Source organism: Microcoleus sp. B13-B6 (genome assembly GCF_036705405.1).
Classification (GTDB): Bacteria; Cyanobacteriota; Cyanobacteriia; order Cyanobacteriales; family Microcoleaceae; genus Microcoleus.
This window is the reverse complement of the sequence record NZ_JAUBUJ010000136.1, coordinates 1-17,093: the sequence shown is the minus strand read 5'-3', so window position 1 is coordinate 17,093 and position 17,093 is coordinate 1. Positions and strand designations below refer to the sequence as shown.

12 protein-coding genes are annotated in these 17,093 nt (G+C 45.2%); 10 read left to right on the top strand and 2 right to left on the bottom strand.

All coding sequences use genetic code 11. The features are described 5' to 3' along the window. Positions 1–415 precede the first annotated feature (415 nt). On the bottom strand, positions 416–2,872 hold the full coding sequence (locus QUB35_RS35450) for an ATP-dependent helicase (RefSeq protein WP_333147198.1): 2,457 nt from the start codon (positions 2,870–2,872) through the stop codon (positions 416–418). Positions 2,873–3,038: 166 nt separating this feature from the next. On the opposite strand from QUB35_RS35450, the gene QUB35_RS35445 reads away from it, so the two are divergent. Beyond that, positions 3,039–4,169 (top strand): DUF4349 domain-containing protein, encoded by a 1,131-nt coding sequence (locus QUB35_RS35445; protein ID WP_333147196.1) that lies wholly within the window; start codon positions 3,039–3,041, stop codon positions 4,167–4,169. A gap of 297 nt (positions 4,170–4,466) precedes the next feature. On the opposite strand, the gene QUB35_RS35440 is transcribed toward QUB35_RS35445, so the two are convergent. Continuing rightward, a complete protein-coding gene (locus QUB35_RS35440; protein WP_333147194.1) occupies positions 4,467–5,561 on the bottom strand; it encodes a RuBisCO accumulation factor 1 in 1,095 nt (364 codons plus the stop codon). Between the two features lie 227 nt (positions 5,562–5,788). Here QUB35_RS35440 and QUB35_RS35435 point away from each other — a divergent pair, with 227 nt between their 5' ends. The 9 genes from QUB35_RS35435 to QUB35_RS35395 all read left to right on the top strand — a co-directional run bounded on the left by QUB35_RS35435 (position 5,789) and on the right by QUB35_RS35395 (position 17,076). Beyond that, positions 5,789–7,003: a transposase gene (locus tag QUB35_RS35435; protein WP_333147192.1), complete on the top strand. Its 1,215-nt coding sequence runs from the start codon at positions 5,789–5,791 to the stop codon at positions 7,001–7,003. Positions 7,004–7,090: 87 nt separating this feature from the next. Further along, positions 7,091–8,035, top strand: a complete 945-nt coding sequence (locus tag QUB35_RS35430; protein ID WP_333147190.1) for a response regulator — start codon at positions 7,091–7,093, stop codon at positions 8,033–8,035. 355 nt (positions 8,036–8,390) lie between these two features. Beyond that, positions 8,391–9,092: a bifunctional demethylmenaquinone methyltransferase/2-methoxy-6-polyprenyl-1,4-benzoquinol methylase UbiE gene (gene ubiE / locus QUB35_RS35425; RefSeq protein ID WP_333147188.1), complete on the top strand. Its 702-nt coding sequence runs from the start codon at positions 8,391–8,393 to the stop codon at positions 9,090–9,092. 89 nt (positions 9,093–9,181) lie between these two features. Continuing rightward, a complete protein-coding gene (locus tag QUB35_RS35420; protein ID WP_333147200.1) occupies positions 9,182–10,414 on the top strand; it encodes a DUF445 family protein in 1,233 nt (410 codons plus the stop codon). A gap of 168 nt (positions 10,415–10,582) precedes the next feature. After that, a complete protein-coding gene (locus QUB35_RS35415; protein WP_333147186.1) occupies positions 10,583–10,891 on the top strand; it encodes a DUF3493 domain-containing protein in 309 nt (102 codons plus the stop codon). A 676-nt stretch (positions 10,892–11,567) separates the two neighbouring features. Next, a complete protein-coding gene (locus QUB35_RS35410; RefSeq protein WP_333147184.1) occupies positions 11,568–12,143 on the top strand; it encodes an alpha/beta hydrolase in 576 nt (191 codons plus the stop codon). 863 nt (positions 12,144–13,006) lie between these two features. Further along, positions 13,007–14,224, top strand: a complete 1,218-nt coding sequence (locus QUB35_RS35405) for a DegT/DnrJ/EryC1/StrS family aminotransferase (protein ID WP_333147182.1) — start codon at positions 13,007–13,009, stop codon at positions 14,222–14,224. A gap of 389 nt (positions 14,225–14,613) precedes the next feature. Next, complete coding sequence (epsE, locus tag QUB35_RS35400; protein WP_333147180.1) at positions 14,614–15,891, top strand: exopolysaccharide biosynthesis GT4 family glycosyltransferase EpsE; 1,278 nt, start codon at positions 14,614–14,616, stop codon at positions 15,889–15,891. Positions 15,892–15,984: 93 nt separating this feature from the next. Beyond that, the gene (locus QUB35_RS35395) at positions 15,985–17,076 is read left to right on the top strand and encodes an RNA-guided endonuclease TnpB family protein (RefSeq protein ID WP_333147178.1); all 1,092 of its coding nucleotides are present in this window, start codon (positions 15,985–15,987) and stop codon (positions 17,074–17,076) included. Positions 17,077–17,093 lie beyond the last annotated feature (17 nt).

Below are 17,093 nucleotides of genomic sequence, written 5' to 3'. Positions count from 1 at the left end.
AGATTGACGGGTGGCGACGCACCTTACACGGGCTAGAAGATTGTGTGTACCACATCTACATGGAATATGCTGTAAATGAACAATTAACAATCGAATTAAGTTGATTATGCGACAAAGATAGGGATTTTCTAACGCCAGATAACTTGTGATAAGCTGATGCACATCAGCTTAATATCATGTCCGATAGATTGACCATAATATCCCGGCAGGGCGGGTTTTTGAGATTGTTAATTATTGGCAGATATTGTTGGTGAACCCGCCCCTACCTGATACCATTTCTCTAAAATCGTGCAACACTCTTCGACCCCCCCTAACCCCCCCTTGCAAAGGGGGGGAACAAGAATACTGTTGCATTCTTTTTTAAAATTGGTATGATTTGGGGTAATCGACCGGACATGATATAATTCTTACTTTTTTATATAGCATTACTCGGAAATCTCTGCTTCAAGACAGGCATTACCGGACAAGGTTTTTGCTCCTGTAAATTCTCTGGTTTGTTCCAAGTAAAAGGGCCTTTTTTCTCCGCCGCCATCCACAACAAACTTTTTGCTCGCGTCATCGCCACATACAGCAGTCGAAACTCTTCTGCTGTTTTCAAATAACCTGCTTGTTCCCACGCTTCGCCTAGATTTGGTAAAGGATATTTTTCGTGCAAACTTGCTCGAATTTGTGCTCTCGCTACCTCTGCTAAAGTGAAATCTCCTAAAAATCGGGTTTGCGGCAAAACTCGCAAATTTCCGGGGATGGTTTGTTCGTGCAGAAACGGCAAAAATACGCAATCCCAATCTAATCCTTTAGCTTTGTGCATGGTAATAATGGTTAGTTGACCTTTGCTGGTATAACGTTCTTCTATTTTGTCGTCGGCATCCACAGGTTCAAATCTTTCGGAACTCACAATTTCGCTAAGTACACCCAAAATATTCCGCATTGAATTGTTGCCGGCTGTTTGGATTGCTACCCGTTCTGCTAATTTGTCGGCGGTGGCTAATTCTGTTTGGTCGTATTGCAGCGCTAAGGCTAAGAAGGAAATGATTTGGTAGGGTGGCAGTTCTAAGCTAGCTTGCAGCAAACCGCAGCAAAAATAGCGACATTTGCGAACCGGGTCTGACTGCTGGGGGTCTAGGGGGCCTGGGTAAAGGAATTGTTCGGGGCTGGTAGCAAAAGCATTGTAGTCTTGTTTGGGAATCAGTTGTCGATCGCTCAAAATCTTTAACGCTGCTTTCAGGTAGTCTGGAGAGTGGGGGCGATCGAGAAATTGCAGCAGTGTTAAGATTTCCCAAGGTACTTGAGAATGTCTGTCGCGTTCTCCCACATCCTCAATTTTAATCCCGTATTTCCGCAAATCAAAGCTTAATCCGTGTTTTTGAGGATTTTCTAGCACTTCTTTGATAAACTTACCTTGTTTGTTTTCCCGCACCAAAATAGCCATCGATTTCAGATTCTCTAACGGCAATTTTGCGCTATTTTCCCCCTCGGTAGGTTCAGGGTCTGATTCGATATTTTTGCCATTTATTCCAAATTCAAACTCTGCGGGTAAAAATTCTTCTACTAACTCAATTACCCGCTTGCCAATCAACTCAACTGTATGGTAAATATCGCGGGGAGTATGCAATTCTAAGCCTCGACCAATGGGAGCAGGATTGGCATTTTGCTGCGGGTCATCGCTGGGTACTGGCTTAATAGTTTGGTCGCGAAAAGGCTTTTCATTTTTCGCTAATTCCGAAGCATTTACCCATTGCAACATAAAGTTAGCGGCATCGATAATTACTTGGGTGCTGCGGCCTGCACCGTCCATAGTCGCTAACTTATTCTCTACTTCGCACTCATCACAAAATTGGTTAAAATAAATCGGGTCGGCGGGAGTGAAAGTAGAATTAATCGCTTGATTTGGGTCGCCAACTCTGATAAAATTGGGAGGTGAGGTAGGATGATCTGGATCGATCGCCAATGTTTCCAAAAGCCGAGTTTGCAAAGGTGTAGAATCCTGCGCTTCGTCCTCAAAAACAGCAAATACTTGCTTTTGCTCGATCGCCCTCGCCCTCGGATTTTCCAACACCCGCAAAGCGGCTAAAATCATCTCGTCGTAATCGATGAATTCCCGACTCCTCAACAAAGCCTGATATTTTTGATATAAACCCCCAGCTACAGCTAAAATCTCATAACCGTCCCCAGTATCAAGAGCGTTCATTTCTAACAACTGTTCGGGAAATAAACCCGAAGATTTCGCCTCGTGAATCACAGTTTTAGCTACCTGCGGCAAAATTTCTGTCCGCAAAACCGATTGTCGCCGCAGCCTCTCCGTTTCCTCTCCGTCGAATTGCTGTCCTTCCAACAAAACTTGATATCTGCGGGGATTTTCGGCAATCCAAAGTTCTACACAGGTACGAATTAATCGGTGACTTTGAGTTGGAGTAACTAAGGTTGAATTTTCTAAATTTAAACCCGACAAATCGGGATGGCGCATCGCAATATTCAAAGCTAAACCGTGCAAAGTGTGCACTGCAAAACCGCCTTGAGATAAAGACAATTCTGCCAATCTTTCCCGAATTTTAGCTTTAATATTAGCAGCAGCCGATCGCGTAAATGTCACGACAATTAACTGGCGGCGGCTGTGAAGCCCGTTGCGGGCGATCGCAATTGCCGACGCAGCAGCCATTCCCGTAGACTTCCCGGCCCCCGGAACCGCAGAAACAGCAAGGGGGCCGCCTTGCCAGTCCGCCATGTCCTGCTGGCCCGCACGCAAGCTTTCGCGAATTTTAAGGCAAGCTTGTTCTCGCAAAGCTGCGGCAGAGTCTAACCCAGAGGAAATGTTGCCAGGGCGATCGATATTCGTTGTCGATCGCATAAAATCAGAATCAAATTCATCAGTCATTATTACATCCGCATTTATCTGCGTTCATCTGCGGTTAAAAATAAAAAAATCTGCAACCTCTACCGTTTCCATTTCGGTATCGGCTAAACTAACACGATCTATTCGAGCTTAAATTAAAACCAGCATAAAATTCAATACCCAAGCCTTTTTTAGAGGAGTCACCCAAATGAAAACTCACCTCAAAATCAATTCCCCCCCGCACCCAGGGCTGTTTCATTCTCACCAAAAACGAGGTTTTTGTAGGGGTAGTGCCCCCGTGCCTACCCCCGCCACCAACCAGCGCATGGGGGTTTCAGGCCAAAAGGGCCGGCACGGGGGCGCGGCCCCTACCAAGAATGAAACGGCCCTGCCCCCGCACCAGCCAAACCCAAACTCAGCCAACAGCAGCACAACTCGTTTGGCTGTGGCAGTATTCTTAACTTTATCTTCAGCCATTGCTTTGCCTAGCTGCGGTGGAGCTACATCCAGCAGCCATGAAAACCAAGTTGCCGCATCGGCTCCACAATCGGCACCAGCACCGGAGCCAGCAGCCCAAAGGTCAAAAACTTCTGGTGCATCAAAAAAAGCAGCAGAAACTCCAGCAACCCGTCCCCAACTAATTAAAAAAGCCCAACTCAGTGTAGTTGTTAAATCTATTGACGCCAGCACTAAATCTGTTACCAATATTGTCGAAAAACAGCAAGGCGATATCTTGGGTTTCCAAAATCAAAAGCCTCCGGATTCCAGTGTCCGCCAAACCGCGTCTGTGGAGATTCGCGTACCTCAAGAACGTTTAGAAACAACTTTAGACGCTTTGGCAAAACTCGGAACTGTAGAGAACCGTTCTCTGACGGCTGAGGATGTTACCAATCAATTAGTTGACAGCGAGGCTAGGCTGCGGAACCTCCGCAAATCGGAAGAAATGGTGTTAAAAATTATGGAGCGATCGGGTTCTGTCGGCGATGTACTCAAAGCTGCTCAAGAGTTGAGCAATATTCGGGAGTCGATCGAACGCATTGACGCTCAGTTAAAAAGTTTGCGAAATCAAGTAGCCTATTCGACTATTAGCTTAACTCTAGAAGCAGCAGTATCGGCTCAACAAACTCAGGAACCTTCTCTAGGTTTGCGGGCGCAGGAAACTTGGGGGAAAGCGACTCATTCTGTGGGTGAATTGACGCTCGGTTTGTTTGGTTTGGGTATTTGGCTGTTGGCTTACAGTCCTTATTTGCTGTTAATTGGGGCTGCGGTTTACGGCTTTAATCGATTTAAGAAACAGCATTCTGTTCCGACAATTCAAGAACCGAAACCGCCTCAGTAGTCATTAGTCATTAGTCAGTAGTCAGTAGTCATTAGTCAGTAGTCAGTAGTCATTAGTCATTAGCCATTAGTCATTAGTCAGTAGTCAGTAGTCATTAGTCATTAGTCATTAGTCATTAGTCATTAGTCAGTAGTCATTAGTCAGTAGTCAGTAGTCATTAGTCATTAGCCATTAGTCATTCCACCCACATAAAATTTATCTATTGTGGAACAGCAGGAAAACCCGTTCTTAACACCAACGACAACTGCCAACTGACAACTGCCAACTGACAACTGACAACTGACCACAGTCAACTGACTAATCATCAATTTGCCATCCATCTTTGGTATAGTCTTCATCCACAATCTTTTTCGGACGCATCACCAGAACAACTCGCCCCAATATCGGAAAATCAGGGGATTGTTCAAACCAGTGCAATTCTAAATTGCCAGCGTTATCGGCTAGGAAATAACTCTCAGCATCCCACTGTCTTTGGGCTCGATCGGCAATAATCAAAACTTCTTCTACTTTGCCTTGCAACGGTACCGGCAATTTATCGCTCATTTCCAAAACCGCCACCGGATCTTCAGCGTTCAAAATTACCTGCCATCCGGGAATCGCCACCCAAGCTCCGGCTCCAGAAAATTTTACCATTCGGAACGGCTCGATTTCCTCCGGCAAAGGCACTGCCAGCAAATCTCTCGTAGAAAGCGGCAATTTGCCCACAACCGGGACAATCCGGGGCAATTGTTCCTCGGTATCGAGCCGGTAGACGGGCAAGCGGGGCGCTTCCCGTCTCGGAACTACGGTAAAATCGACGAGCAACTGCTCGATTTGCGCCCTAGCGGTTTGGCTGCTAGCTAATTTTAAACCGCGAGCAATTAAGCGCGATCGCTCTTGCAAATCGCTTTTCTGTCTCGCCAATTGCCAGCATTGGTAAGCCATAGCATCGCCGGGAGTGTCTGTGAACCCTTGGGGAAGACTCCCGAAGTGCGAAAACTCCTTGATCGCTTTAGCAACTTGGCGAGCATCGTCAACATCCAAATTGTGGGTTAGCATCAAACCAGCCGCCCCGGCCCGCTCTACTTGAGAGAGAATCCGAAACTCGTATAAGATATCGCTACCTTTTTTTAAGAAGTGCGATCGAACTTCCTCTGAAGCCCCAGCATTGACCATGCTGGTGTAAACTTGGGCTGCGACGCTTACTTGATTTTGCTGAATTGGCTCAAAACCAGTTTCTTCAAAAATCCTTTGAGAGTTGTAGCCAGCTTTTAGCAGTGCTGTGCAGGCTTGTCCCCACTCTACCCAAGTGCCTTCTTTTCGGCGGAGCGAGCGAATTAACTTTTCGGCATCCACAGCATTGGTGGAGGGTGCAGATGCAGGAGGGGAGGAATCTTGCGGTGTATCAGTCATAATTGAATCAAAAACTAGCGCTAAGTTATGTGTGATTGGATACCGGCAAGGCTCGTGTCGCGGCAGAGCGATAGATTAATAGTAAGTGAGTTATGAGACTATTGTTACCGGAAAACGAGAGGAAAGCCCCCGACTTCAGGCGTGGGGATGAACTCGGCAGCGGATGCGGCCGCCTACAGTCTTAGAAAAATCCTGGTTGATTTCTAAAAGCATGATATGATTATATCATGCTAACAGTAACTCACGAGTACAAACTACGTCCAACCAAATCTCAAGTTCAAATATTTGAGATTTGGTTGTCTGTTTGTCGTCAGGTTTATAACTATGCCTTGCGAGAACGGAAAGATTGGGTGAATTCTCGTAAGTCTTCTGTTAATGCTTGTTCGATAGTTGGTGAGTATATTATCTCACCGGATACTCCTAGACCAACCTATGCTAGTCAGTGCAAAGGTTTGGCAGAAGCTAAGAAGCATTGTCCCGAATTAAAGACCCCTCATTCGCAAGTATTGCAGCAAACTTTAAAGGCTTTAGAGTCGGCATTTGTGGCAATGTGGGATAGAGGGCATGGGTTTCCTCGCTTCAAAAAACGGATGCGCTCGTTTGTTTTCCCGGCTGTTAAGGATGCAGCAGTGGAGAATGGAAAGGTTAACCTGCCTAAGATTGGGTGGGTAAGGATGAAAATGTCTAGACCCACACCAGAGGGTTTTCTACTCAAGCAAATTAGAGTAGTTAAAAGGGCATCAGGATATTTTGTCATGCTGACCTACCAGTTAGCAGTCAACCTGCCCGCTCGCCCAGCGTCAGGACATCCATTAGGGGTAGATATTGGGCTTGACAAATACCTCGCAACTTCCGATGGAGAATTAGTCAAAAGACCGAGATTTTTTCAGGCACTTCACCGCGAGTTGAAATCACTGCAACGAAGATTAAAGCATCAAAGAAAAGGGTCTAATAATTGGCTTAAGCTCCAGAAAAAGATTGCTAGAATTCATCAAAAAATCAGTGATACCAGAAAGGATTGGCACTATAAATTAGCTCATAGGTTATGTGACCAAGCAGGAATGATATTCGTTGAGGATATCAATTTTAAGGCTTGGGCAAAGGGGATGTTCGGTAAACATACTCTCGATGCAGCCTATGGTCAATTCTTCTCGATTCTGTCCCATGTGTGTTGGAAGCGCGGGGTGTATTTTGCTCGTGTTGATAAAAACTATACGAGTCAAATTTGCCCCCAATGTGGAACCCATACTGGTAAGAAAACCTTGGATGTCAGAATCCATAGTTGTCAGTCGTGCGGGTACACCACTCATCGCGATACAGCAGCAGCACAAGTAATTAGAGACAGAGGTATTCTTGCGGTCGGGCAGCCCGTGAGTAAAACTGCTTCTGGAGGCGTTCTATCGGGGATCGATAGTAATATCGGTCTAGAGTCGAGCCTGTGAGAGAAGAATCCCCCGCATTCTATGTGTGGGGAGTGTCAAAGAATAGTTGCTCGCCTAAATTTACGAAGGGGAGTTTATCGTATTGTTATGGATAATGCCATTTCAGAGCTAGATCAAATTAAACGCCAGCTCATGACCCTACACAGACCGAAAAAGCCCAAAATGCTGGTAGTAGACGACGAGCCAGACAATCTGGATTTACTCTACCGCACTTTCCGACGAGATTTTAACGTGCTCAAAGCTGAGAGCGGAATTCGCGCCTTGGAAGTCCTCGGCATCGAAGGCGAGGTCGCCGTCATCATTTCCGACCAGCGGATGCCCGAAATGAAGGGAACGGAGTTTTTGAGCAAAACCGTGCCCCAGTTTCCGAATACGGTCAGAATTATCTTGACTGGTTTTACGGACATTGAAGACTTGGTGGATGCAATTAACTCAGGACAGGTTTACAAGTATATCACCAAGCCTTGGGACCCGAACGAACTGAAGATGGTGGTGCAAAAGGCGGCCGAGACTTATGAAATTCTCAAGCAGCGTACTGAGGAATTGGATCGCGCCCAAACTCAAATACAACTGTTAGCAACAATCATGCAAACGGCTGTGGATTATCCGAGTTTAGAAGCAAGTTTAGATCCAATTGCTACTGCTATAAGTGATAATTTTTTGGCGGACTCTTGCATTTTGCAACTGGTGGAAGGAAATGTTTTAAGGCCACTCCAAGGCAGTCACACCACTGGTGCAACTGTGGAAAATTGGCTGGCAGATGATCCTCTGGTTCGAGAAGCAATTACCTCTCAAACAATTCAGGGTGCTGTGAATATTGCGCTCGACACCAACCTAGCGAGTCTGCCGCACTATCAGAAATCAGGCATTCAAGCTCACCTGAGCATCCCAGTGATTCACAAAGGTCGATCGATCGCCCTGATTTCCATGCAGTGGAAACAACCTTGTTCCCTGCGCCCCGACGAACTCACAACAGTTCACCTCGCCGCTCAAGAAGTTGCTTTGGTATTGACGAGTTTTCAGGGTCATTAGTCATCAGTCAGTCGATTTTAGATTTTAGATTTTAGATTTTAGATTTACTTGCAGCGCAGTGAATCTTGGAGCTTGAACAAAAGTCTAAAATTTTTGAATCTCCACGACGATTGTCGGGAGCTTGTACCTGTTTTTGGGCGGGGTCATCAGTCATTAGTTGTCAGTCATTAGTTATTAGTCGGCTCTCTGTCTTGAGTTGAAAATAATAGCAAACGAAGGATTCAAGACAAAATCTCGCGGATAGCTAACAATACAAAGCATTAATGACTGGCGACAGCATGACATGAATGCACGGATTAATTATTTTTTCCTGCTGGCCAATGACAAATTATCAATCACCAATGACAAATGACCAATGAGTAATAACGCCGAACAAATTAAAACTATATTTAATCGAATTGCACCAGTTTACAACCAATTGAACGACTGGTTGAGCTTTGGGCAACACCGGATTTGGAAGCAAATGGCGGTGAAATGGAGCAGTGCGAGTCCCGGAAATACTTGTTTAGACTTGTGCTGCGGTAGCGGGGATCTAGCTTTGTTGCTGGCTAAACAAGCAGGGCCGACCGGTTGCGTATTTGGAGTAGATTTTTCTGCGGAACAATTGGCCGTGGCTGCCAAGCGCGCGAGACCTTTTCTCACCCCTGCCAGTCCCATTTCCTGGGTAGAAGCTGACGCCCTAGACTTGCCTTTTGCTGACAATTACTTCGACTGCGCCACAATGGGTTACGGCCTGCGTAACGTGACTGACATCCCCCGCAGTCTTCAGGAATTGCACCGCGTCCTCAAACCCGGTGCCAAAGCAGCTATTCTCGACCTCCACCGCCCCAGCAATTCCCTAATGCGGAGCTTTCAGCAGTTTTATCTAGACACTCTCGTAGTGCCCATTGCTCAGCAATTTGGCATGACTCAAGAATATGCCTACATTAATCCTAGTTTAGAAAAATTCCCGATCGGCCAGCAGCAAGTCGCGATCGCCCACAAAGCCGGATTTGCCACCGCCACCCACTACCCGATTGCCGGAGCTATGATGGGAGTATTGGTATTAGTCCGTTGACTGTTGTCAGTTGTCAGTTGTCAGTTGTCAACAGTCAACAGTTAACAGTTAACAGTCAACAATCAACAATTCCCAATTCCCAATTATTGATGAATCCGTCTGACATTTGGCTGTTGTTGGCCCCACCTGTAGTGGGAGGAATTATTGGCTATTTCACTAACGATATAGCTATCAAAATGCTGTTCCGCCCCTATCGAGCTATTTACATCAAAGGGCGGAAGTTGCCTTTCACTCCCGGCTTGATCCCCCGCAACCAAGAGCGCTTGGCAAAGCGAATTTCCGACACAATTATGGGTTCGCTGCTGACGCCGGAGGAACTGCAAAACTTGGCGCGCCGCCTCCTGCAAACCGAGCGGATGCAGTCGGTGATTCTCTGGTTGTTGCAGTTGGCGCTGGATCAGGTAAAAGCAGACGCAGAGCAAAAAACGGCTAAAATTCTCGCTAACATTTTGCGAGATTTGCTGGGGGAATCTGTGCCGCGAATTCTCAAAGTGTTGGCGCGCCGGGAAGATTTTTTAGAAGCTCAGCTTAATCAAATTTTCGATCAAGTTTTGCTGGAGATTCAGCTTACGGAATCTCAGGCGGCTCAGCTTGCTGAGTGGTTGTTGCAGGTAGTAATACCCCCGGAAGTGCTGCGGCAGGCTTTAATTGACTTTTTGACGGATCGCAATATTTCGATCATCGATGAAGGGTTTCGAGAAAAAACGAGCGGCACTTATTGGGTAGTAGCAAATTTGTTTGGTTTGCGGAACACTTTAACTCGGCTGCGGACTTTTTGTCTGGATGACAGAGAAGCCACAAATCAGCGCTTAGCAGAGTTAACTATTTCTTTGGGGATTCGCGGGCGAATTCAGGAATGGCTGCAAAATTTGTCGATGCAAAATTTACCGGTTTCGACTGTGAGACAGTTGCGAAAAACTATGCGCGACAGTGTTCGCAGCTATGTTCAGCAGCGGGGTACAGATGTACTTGAGGGGTTGAGTAAATCTATTGACTGGGAAAATATTTCGCGGTTGATTCTCAATCGCTTGCAAACTTCAGCGGTGATGAGCGCTTCCCTCGGAATTGTCAGCAAAGAACTTGCTTTGGTTTTAGAGCGTTATTTAGAGCGGGATTTAGAAAATATTGTAGCTCAGGCTATCCCGATTTTGAATATTGACCAGGTGATTGTCGATCGAGTGAAAGGTACTTCTCCTGAAGAGTTGGAGTTAGCAATTCAGGGAATTGTCCAAAGCGAGTTGCAGGGAATTGTAAATTTAGGAGGCATTTTGGGTGTTTTTGTCGGCTGTTTACAGACAGTTGTGATTTGGATTCAGCGGTGATTTGTTTCGGCAGTTATGAGATATTTGTTCTAGTCTAATATTCACTCGACTTGCGCCCACAGTACCAAAAACCAGGTTTTTCGACCGTATTGGCCACCTCAGCCAGAGGATTTTTGGTATAAACCGGGTTTTTGTGACCCAATCCTAATTTACTTATTTTCTAAATCTATGCCAGCTCCCAATTCGGACGATCGCACAAACCTCCCAAAAAACCCGCGCAACCTCAGCCGCCAACAATACGAGCGTTTAACAGCAGAAATGGCCACTCCCTACCGGCCTCTGCGACAGTTTGTCTATGTAGCTTGTGGCGCTTCGGGCTTTATCGGCGGCTTGGTTTTCCTCGCTAAAATTGCCTCTGGGCGGGAAATTGGTTCTGCTTTGCCTAATTTTGCCCTCCAAGTCGGAGTGGTGGCCCTGATGGTGTTCCTGTTTCGCTGGGAGCAGCGCGCCGAGGGCCGATCCCCCAAGTCGAAGTAATAAAAATTTACAAATCGAGACAAAAATATATCTGAGGCAAGGAAAAGTTATAAATATAAAGAAATTATTATGAAATCGTGGTTTCCCAGCGATCCCTGTAATACTAATAATGTGGCTTTAATTGGGGTCAGCAAATTTAAAGGCCCTAATCATAAACCGCTTGTAATTCGTTCAATTGGGGTCAGCTTTCATAAAGACCCTAAATATATAAAATAAATTAAAGCCCAGCGCCAGCCTTCACTGATAGAAGAGCTGGCGTTAGGCATTTTGCTAGGATCGGGAAATTGGGAGAGAATCCTATCAATTCCGGTTGCACCGTCGGTGATTGTTGACAGTTGACTGTTGACTGTTGAATCGTGGTCGCAAAACTGAATGGTTGAGTGTTATCAGTAGGGTGTGCACCGCGCACAGAGAGGCCGGTACCAGCGCCCTGAACCGAGTTTTTTCCCTAGCATCCGATATAGGTAATACCAGTTCCCAAAAATCATGGAACTGTAGGCAGATGCTGGAAACCACGATCGTCATCAGTCATTCGCAATTCTAAAATCTAAAATCTAAAATGCTATAAGTGCTGGGGCGATCGACTAATTTGGTATTTCCCCAAGACCTTAGCCTGTGCAGTAACTAATGAGATGTGTCAAAGTCTAAGTAGAAAAAGATGTTGGGAGATTTTACTATGAATCGATCATTTTTCCAAGGGCGGTGGACGTTATTTTTAGCAGCAGGCGCGGGAATTGTATTTTACAGCAATGCTGCGACGGCGGCCGAAAAGGTAGTGCTCAAATACAGTGCGATCCGAATGACTTTACCCGTCAGCGAATTAGAAAGTTTTGCAGACACTGGGAAAATGTCGCCCGCGTTAGAAATGCTGCTGGGAAAAGCAAAAAAAGACCCCGAAGCGGTTCGCAACAGTCTGACGAGACCGGTGAAAGTCAGTCAAAGCTTTTTGGATCAGACGCTTAAGAGCAAGGTTGGGGAAATAATTCTCGATGAGGTGGGTCAGGTAATTCGCACTCCTTCTGGGAATGCAAATCGAGAAGCTTTGAGATCTGCCTTGGTGCTGTCTGCAACTAATGATAACGAGATTACCCTGCTGGAAGCGATGAAGAATTATCCTACTCCAGAAGTTTATGTTGAGGGCGATCGCTTAGTTGAAGCTTACGGCAAACTTGTAGCTTTGTCAGAACAATTGGGCGGGGTTTCAGAACGGCTGCAAGACATTTTGAACAAGATTCGTCTGCCTAGATTGTAGTGGATTTGGTCAAGGACGCTTGATTGCTTCGAGCGATCGCAGAATATTGCTGAACCTGCATCTACAGGGGAGTTACCTTTTTTTGTGCAAAATTTGCCTAATTTTTACACGAGTTAAAACAAAATCTAACTCCCGGCAAGCTTCAAACTAGACGGTAATCAGTCATTCCTAATTTTAAAATTAAAAATCAAAAATCAGATAACTTCGCTGTTAAATCTATATCGGGATAGATGTTCGACAGTTTACGAAAAGTTGATCGAGAAGTACCCGTGTTTTTATTAGACCTCTTGCAAAAATAATTAGGACGGGCTCTGGGGCCCATCCCACAAGAAAAAATAACTCTTGTGGGATGGGCCCCAGAACCCGTCCCATCAATTGAGGAAAAGGATTTTTGCAAGAGGTCTATTGAATAAAGTATTTAAAACACAAAATGCAGGCCAGAGCTTGTGTATCGCCCATAAACTGAAATACGATCGGGTTGACATTGCATATCATCTATCTTAAGATAGAGAAAGTCTGTCCGAGTCAGGGAAGTATTTGAACCAAAAAAAGCGGGTCAGAGCTTGTGTATCCCCCATAAACTGAAATAAGAGGGGGTGGACATTGCCGATTATCTATCTTAAGATAGAGAAACGCTGTCAGAGTCAGGCGCTTGGGGAAAAACGGCTGGTCATTAGTAAGCTCGTGCTATAACAGATGCCATTGCACAACGCATTCCCCAAAACTCTTGACTAAAAAAAATTGAAAAAAAAACGGTGAGAGACTGCATTAATTGACAGCACCTCAAATCCCAATAAAATCTTACTTTTCAGGGTAGTAAACTTTCACTCCATCGACTCTATTTACTTGGTAACACTAGCAACATGAACAACAATCCTATTCGTTCAAAAGACCGTTTCTTGGTTTTCGGCGCTCCAGCGATCGAAGATGCTGAAATTCAAGAAGTGGTGTCAACCATGAAAACAGGTTGGTTGGGTACAGGCCCTAAAGTCATGAGTTTTGAAAATGAGTTCAAAGCTTACAAGGGTTCCCAGTACGCGATTTCAGTTAATTCCTGTACGGCGGCACTGCACTTGAGCATCCTCGCTGCTTCGTTAGAACCGGGGGATGAAGTCATTACTACTCCCATGACTTTTTGCGCTACAGTTAATGCGATCATCCACGCTGGGGCAACACCGGTACTGGCGGATGTAGATCCGGTGACAATGAATATTGACCCGGATCAAGTCGAAGCTAAAATAACTTCAAAAACTAAGGCAATTTTGCCGGTTCACTTCGCAGGTCGTCCCTGCGATATGGATGCGCTTTGCGAGATTGCTAGCCGTCACAACTTGAAGTTAATTGAAGACTGCGCTCACGCGATCGAAACAGAGTACAAGGGACGGAAAGCAGGCACATTTGGCGACTTCGGATGCTTCAGCTTTTATGTTACCAAAAACATCACGACGGGCGAAGGAGGAATGATTCTGGCAGGCCGTCAAGAAGATGCAGACAGGCTCAAAATTTTAGCGCTGCACGGTATGAGCAAAGATGCTTGGAAGCGCTTCGGAGACTCGGGTTACAAACACTACCAAGTGGTAGAGGTCGGTTTTAAATACAATATGATGGATCTGCAAGCTGCGATCGGCATTCATCAAATGAAACGAATTACTCCTTATTGGCAGCGACGGGAGCAGATTTGGCAGCGCTACAACGAAGCATTTGCGGATCTGCCGATTACTTTGCCCGCGAAGGTCGAACCGGATACAATTCATGCTTATCACCTGTACACCATTCTGGTAGATGAAGCCAAAACAGGAATCAGCCGCGACGAGTTTCTCAACGCTATGAATGCTGAAAATATCGGTGTCGGCGTACATTACATGAGTATGCCGGAACATCCTATCTATCAAGAAATGTTTGGATGGCAGCCGGAAGACTATCCGAATGCTAGCTACATCGGACTGCATACAATTAGCTTGCCGATTTCGGCAAAACTAACAGATGCAGATGTGGAAGATGTAATTGCTGCTGTTAAAAAATGTTTGGCGATCGGCAAATATCGGACTCGATTAAAGGTAACAGCAGCCCAAGCCGCCTAGACTCTTAGCCACAAAACAATGTGAAACCTCTCCGGGTCGTCACCATCTATTCAAGGACTGCTCACATTCAGTACCCTAAAATTTTACACCCTCTCAACGTAGTGGAACTGGAGTTTTTGGTTGATACATCTAGACTTTTTTGGGGTATCCCTAAACTATATTTGTATCTATTAAAAATTCTGAGAAATTAAATGTCTGGGGTGCCGAATGTGAGTCCAAATTCTGTGAACCTAGATTTTGTAAAGCGAGCATTTATTGAAATCACCGACTACCTATCCCAAAAAAATGGCAGGGCGTGGGTTCCGCCAGCTAATTTTTTTTATCAGGAACAAACAAGCGATTGTTTAGCACATTTCAATTTGTCGAGTTGCTAAGGAAAAGAATCAATAATGAATAAACAGATTGGCTACTTTATTCCTGAATTTCCCGGACAAACTCATACTTGGATATGGCGAGAATATCAAGCAATGCTCGATCTTGGTATGAAACCTCACATGATATCAACCCGCCGTCCGCGCACTAAAGTTGTACATACTTGGGCTGAGAAAGCGCAAAGTATGACTGATTATTTGATACCCTTTGAGACCAAAGATTTTGTGAATGTTCCCATAGAACTCATCAAAGCTGGCCCGATTGCCTGGTGGCGCTGCCTCAGTGTAATTGCTAATACTAAAAATCTCTCCTTTTCTCAAAGGCTTTACTATTTGGTATGGGTTGTTATGGGGGCTAAGCTAGCTTGGCTTGCCAGAACCCAGGGCTGGTCTCACGTCCACGTTCATTCCTGTAGCAATGCTGCTAATATTGCCCTATTTGCCTCCATACTTTCGGACATCACTTATAGTCTGGCTCTTCTCGGTCAGTTAGAAGATTTTGGGCCCAATCAAGAACAAAAATGGAAACATTCTGCTTTTGCTTCTGTAATGTCTAAACAACTCCTCAATTCTGTCAAAGATGAGCTGGCAGGCTTCTTGCCCAAGGATGTGAGGGTGTCACCAGTCGGTGTAAATCTCGATGAAATTAAGCGTGAAACTCCCTATACTCCTTGGCAGGAAGGCAGTCAATGCCGAATTTACACTTGCGGCCGTCTCAATATAGCCAAAGGACAAAAGTACCTGATTGAGTCAATTAAGTTGCTTCGACAACAAGGGTTTGATGTCCGCTTGCAGATTGCTGGGGAAGATGCAGAATCTGGTAATGGCTACCGTCAAGAACTCGAGAAATTCATTCAAGAGCAATCAATGTCTGATTATGTTGAGCTGCTTGGTTCTGTCTCAGAAGAACGAAATCGCCAAGGTTATCAAGAGGCTGATATTTTTGTTTTACCCAGCTTGAAAGAGGGAATTTCTGTAGCTGTTATGGAAGCAATGGCTATGCAAACTCCTGTAGTAGTGACGCAGGTGGGTGGAATGGCGGAACTGATAGATAACGGTGTTGACGGTATGCTAGTCCCGCCGGAAAATCCCGAAAAAATGGCAGAGGCCATAGCAAAATTGCTAAAGGACAAAGAATTAACGTTGAGCCTGATTCACAAATCACGACAGAAGATTGCTGCTAAATTCCACCATAGGCGTAGTGCTCAGATATTACTTGAATCCTTGGAGGAACTCAGTTCACGGGGTGAAGAACAGGTTGAAAGCATTGCTGCGTCAAGGTTTTTAGTTAAATGACCAAGCGAAAATATCTTCGCGGGCATGAGCAAAACTTAAGTGCCAAATAGTTCGCTAAAATTAACCATAGTTAATCGCCCTTGAGGAAGTTCTATGTTTGCCGTTAAACGAGCGCTCAAACTCAATAACAACGAAGCGACTTTGATGGCAAAACACGCAGGATTCCGGCGCGTAGTATTTAATTTTGGGTTAAGCTTGCGGACTCAAATGTATAGCGAGGGGAAACTTACAGACTCGAAGGTACTCAACGAAGTCAAAAAAGTTCTCACCAACCACGTCAAGAAACAGCCTGAATTTGCTTGGATGAACCAGTTGTCTAGCCGAGTCTACCAAAACGCATTAATTGACTTGAAAGATGCGTTTAGTCGATATCGTTTGGGGAAAGCAGGTCATCCAAAATTCGCCAGTCGCCGAAACGGTCAATCTTTTAGGGTCGATTCATCCAATGGGAAAGTGTGGCTTTGTGCTGGCAACACAATTAAGATTCCTACCTTGGGAACGTTTCGTCTTCACGAGCCACTAGAATGCGGTTACGTGTCTCAAACTTTCACTATCTCAAAAAAAGGAAGTCGCTGGTTTGTATCATTCTGTGTTGATGCAGAACGTCTACCTGTTGAGCAATCTCAGGCAGCCGTGGGAATTGATGTAGGTATTAAATATGTGGCCACCCTGTCAAACCAGCAAGTCTTTGACGCACCAAAACCGTTGAACCAAGCGAAAACCAAGCTTGCCACTTTACAGCGAAAAGCGTCCAAGCAGGTAAAAGGTTCCAATAACCAGTGCAAAACCTATAATAAAATTAGCCGACTTCGCGCCCAAATAGCTTGTATTCGCTCAGATTTCCTTCACAAGTTAACAACTCCCACCGCTAAAAATTTTAAGCTCATCAAGATTGAAGACTTGAATATAAAAGGTATGATGGCGAATCACAAACTGGCTGGGGCAATATCCGACTTAGGATTTTACGAATTCAAGCGCCAACTTGATTACAAGTGCAAAATGTATGGAGCAACTTTAGTCCTGGTAGACCAATGGTTCCCTAGTTCTAAAACCTGTTCTAATTGTGGCACTAAAAAAGATATGCCACTAAGCATTCGGACTTTTGACTGTCCTGCTTGTGGCATCTCTTTAGATCGTGATTTCAACGCCAGCATCAACATTTTAAACTGGGAACCCTCGGCTTGAGGGGGATAGCCTACTTA